Annotated in this window: 3 protein-coding genes; all 3 read right to left on the bottom strand. The window is 44.9% G+C overall.

The features are described from left to right. Positions 1-84: 84 nt before the first annotated feature. The 3 genes from LSG37_RS21005 to LSG37_RS20995 all read right to left on the bottom strand — a co-directional run bounded on the left by LSG37_RS21005 (position 85) and on the right by LSG37_RS20995 (position 1871). Positions 85-567, bottom strand: coding sequence for an MgtC/SapB family protein (locus LSG37_RS21005; protein WP_233081962.1), 483 nt, complete (start codon positions 565-567; stop codon positions 85-87). 644 nt (positions 568-1211) lie between these two features. Continuing rightward, positions 1212-1637, bottom strand: a complete 426-nt coding sequence (locus LSG37_RS21000) for a hypothetical protein (protein WP_233081961.1) — start codon at positions 1635-1637, stop codon at positions 1212-1214. A gap of 99 nt (positions 1638-1736) precedes the next feature. Continuing rightward, the gene (locus tag LSG37_RS20995; protein WP_366515597.1) at positions 1737-1871 is read right to left on the bottom strand and encodes a hypothetical protein; all 135 of its coding nucleotides are present in this window, start codon (positions 1869-1871) and stop codon (positions 1737-1739) included. Between the last annotated feature and the right edge of the window lie 187 nt (positions 1872-2058).

The raw sequence follows: 2058 nt of genomic DNA, 5'->3' as shown, positions 1-2058 counted from the left end.
CAGAAATAACGCTTGAGTTTACCTGCGGCTCGAAGCGACTGAAAGGATAGCTAATTGTTAGACGGCAAATTTTGTTCTTGCGCATCACTCTTTATTTTGGTTTTTAGTCCGGTAAATCCAAGGAACTACAGAAAGGATGAGTAAAGCTATAAGAGTGCTCAAGACGGCGGTCGTTTCCCGTCCCATTCCTGCAGCGACGCCGATTGCCGCTGTTACCCATATACTTGCCGCCGTCGTCAGCCCCCGAGTCTCTACTTCTCTATTTCCCATAATGATGGCTCCGGTGCCAAGAAACCCGACACCTGCAATCAGACCTTGCAATATCCGACTCAGATCTGCGCTTGATGCCCCTGCTTGTTGGGGAATGAGGACGAACAGTGCCGCCCCTATGGCAACCATCATGTGTGTTCGCACCCCCGCACTCTTGCCTTGCTGCTCCCGCTCGTATCCCAATAGGCCTCCAAGGGTTGCAGCAACGAGAAGACGCAGTGTGATACGTGTAACTTGCTCCGCATCCGGGACATCGGAGAATTCCGATAGCACTATATTCCATATCTCTTGCCACATTTCCATCGTCCTCGTTGTCACTTCTCGTTTTTCGGTACTTCATCTAGGCTCTTCACAAGGCCGAACCTAACGCAAAGTTTGGGGCGCCTTGCGCACCTATGCTCGTAATACCTATCACCAGCATAGCTTTTATCCTTTACTCAAAGAACCAGCAAGACGCAAATGCTATTGCCTTCTTTTATGAATTTTACTCAGAAGAAGTTAACCTTTAATCCACGCTAAATCAATTGCTTCCAAGCGTACATCATTTCGCTAAGTAAGCGCTCTAGCGGTTTCGCGCCCGCAAGACCGTGGTTAAAAACTTAATAAGAAATGCTAAACGTTAAATCAGCTTATACTGTTGATGGATAGTGCAGGTGTTTGGGAGATTTATTCGTGGATTAACTAAAACCTGCAATTCAGTAACAGCCAAAGTCAATGTCCGTTTTTGGCACACTGTGACGATCTTCACTAAGAGCGAAAAGCGGAAATTTCTCTATGCATCATAGTGATCATTAGAAAGTCGGCTTTCACCACAATAGCAGATATCTAAGGTTGCACTGACTTATTAGGCGCAGAGTCCTGAGTTAATTTAATCATATTTATCGATTTGGTGACGGGAGATAATCCCCCGCTCTTTTCTTACTTGCTTGAAACACACTGCATTACTTTACACAGGCGGTATAGTTTTTGCCCTCTGCAATACCACTTTCAATCAGCTGCTGCATCTCTGCATTAGAAATGCTCTCTAATAACTTATCCATCACCCCCTGAGCGCTGCTGGCAGAAGATGCATCAACAAGGCATGCGTAAATGTTTGAAATTCTCCCTTTAATCTCTTCAACTGCTACGGGGTTGTTAAAATCAACCTGACTTGCATCATTGATTGCCGCTGTCAATTGCGACACAAGTTGAGGAGTATTCTTGAATAGCTCACTATTGAGCCCTTCAATATCTAGCTTCTCAATTTTTGATTGAAGCGACTCCACTTTCTGATTGGCCGTCTCCTGCGCTTTATCAATCATTTGATTGGCGCTATCACAACCTGAGAGCAGGATAGCTAAGCCAAGTATTAATACCGATTTTCTCATGTTAACCTCTTCTACACGACGCTGCTTGTCAGCGTTCTTGATGACTTGTATTTGGTTAGCGGACACCGCGCATGTAAAAGACGTTGTCCACATTCAGGATTAAAGACTGAACCGAATACCCAGATAGACACTTCGCTCGGGTGCAGGTTCAATGCCATCAGTCCGAACTCGACGGTAATAATTTTCGTCCAGCACATTATTAATGCCGGCAAATATAGACAATTGCTGAATCAATTGATACTCCGTACTTAGATCAAGCACCTGATAAGCAGGTATTGGGGCTTCGATTAAATTATCTGCACTACCTCTGGGTAAATTTGAATCTTGCCAATATTCTCCTCAACGGCTGTAATACTGAACGTTCGTGGCTATAGATAAGGCCTGCTCGAACTTAGTAATCCGGGGCGAACGAGACCATAAT

It is taken from the genome of Rheinheimera soli (assembly GCF_021290985.1).
Classification (GTDB): Bacteria; Pseudomonadota; Gammaproteobacteria; order Enterobacterales; family Alteromonadaceae; genus Pararheinheimera; species Pararheinheimera soli.
This window is presented reverse-complemented; position numbering and strand designations above follow the sequence as displayed.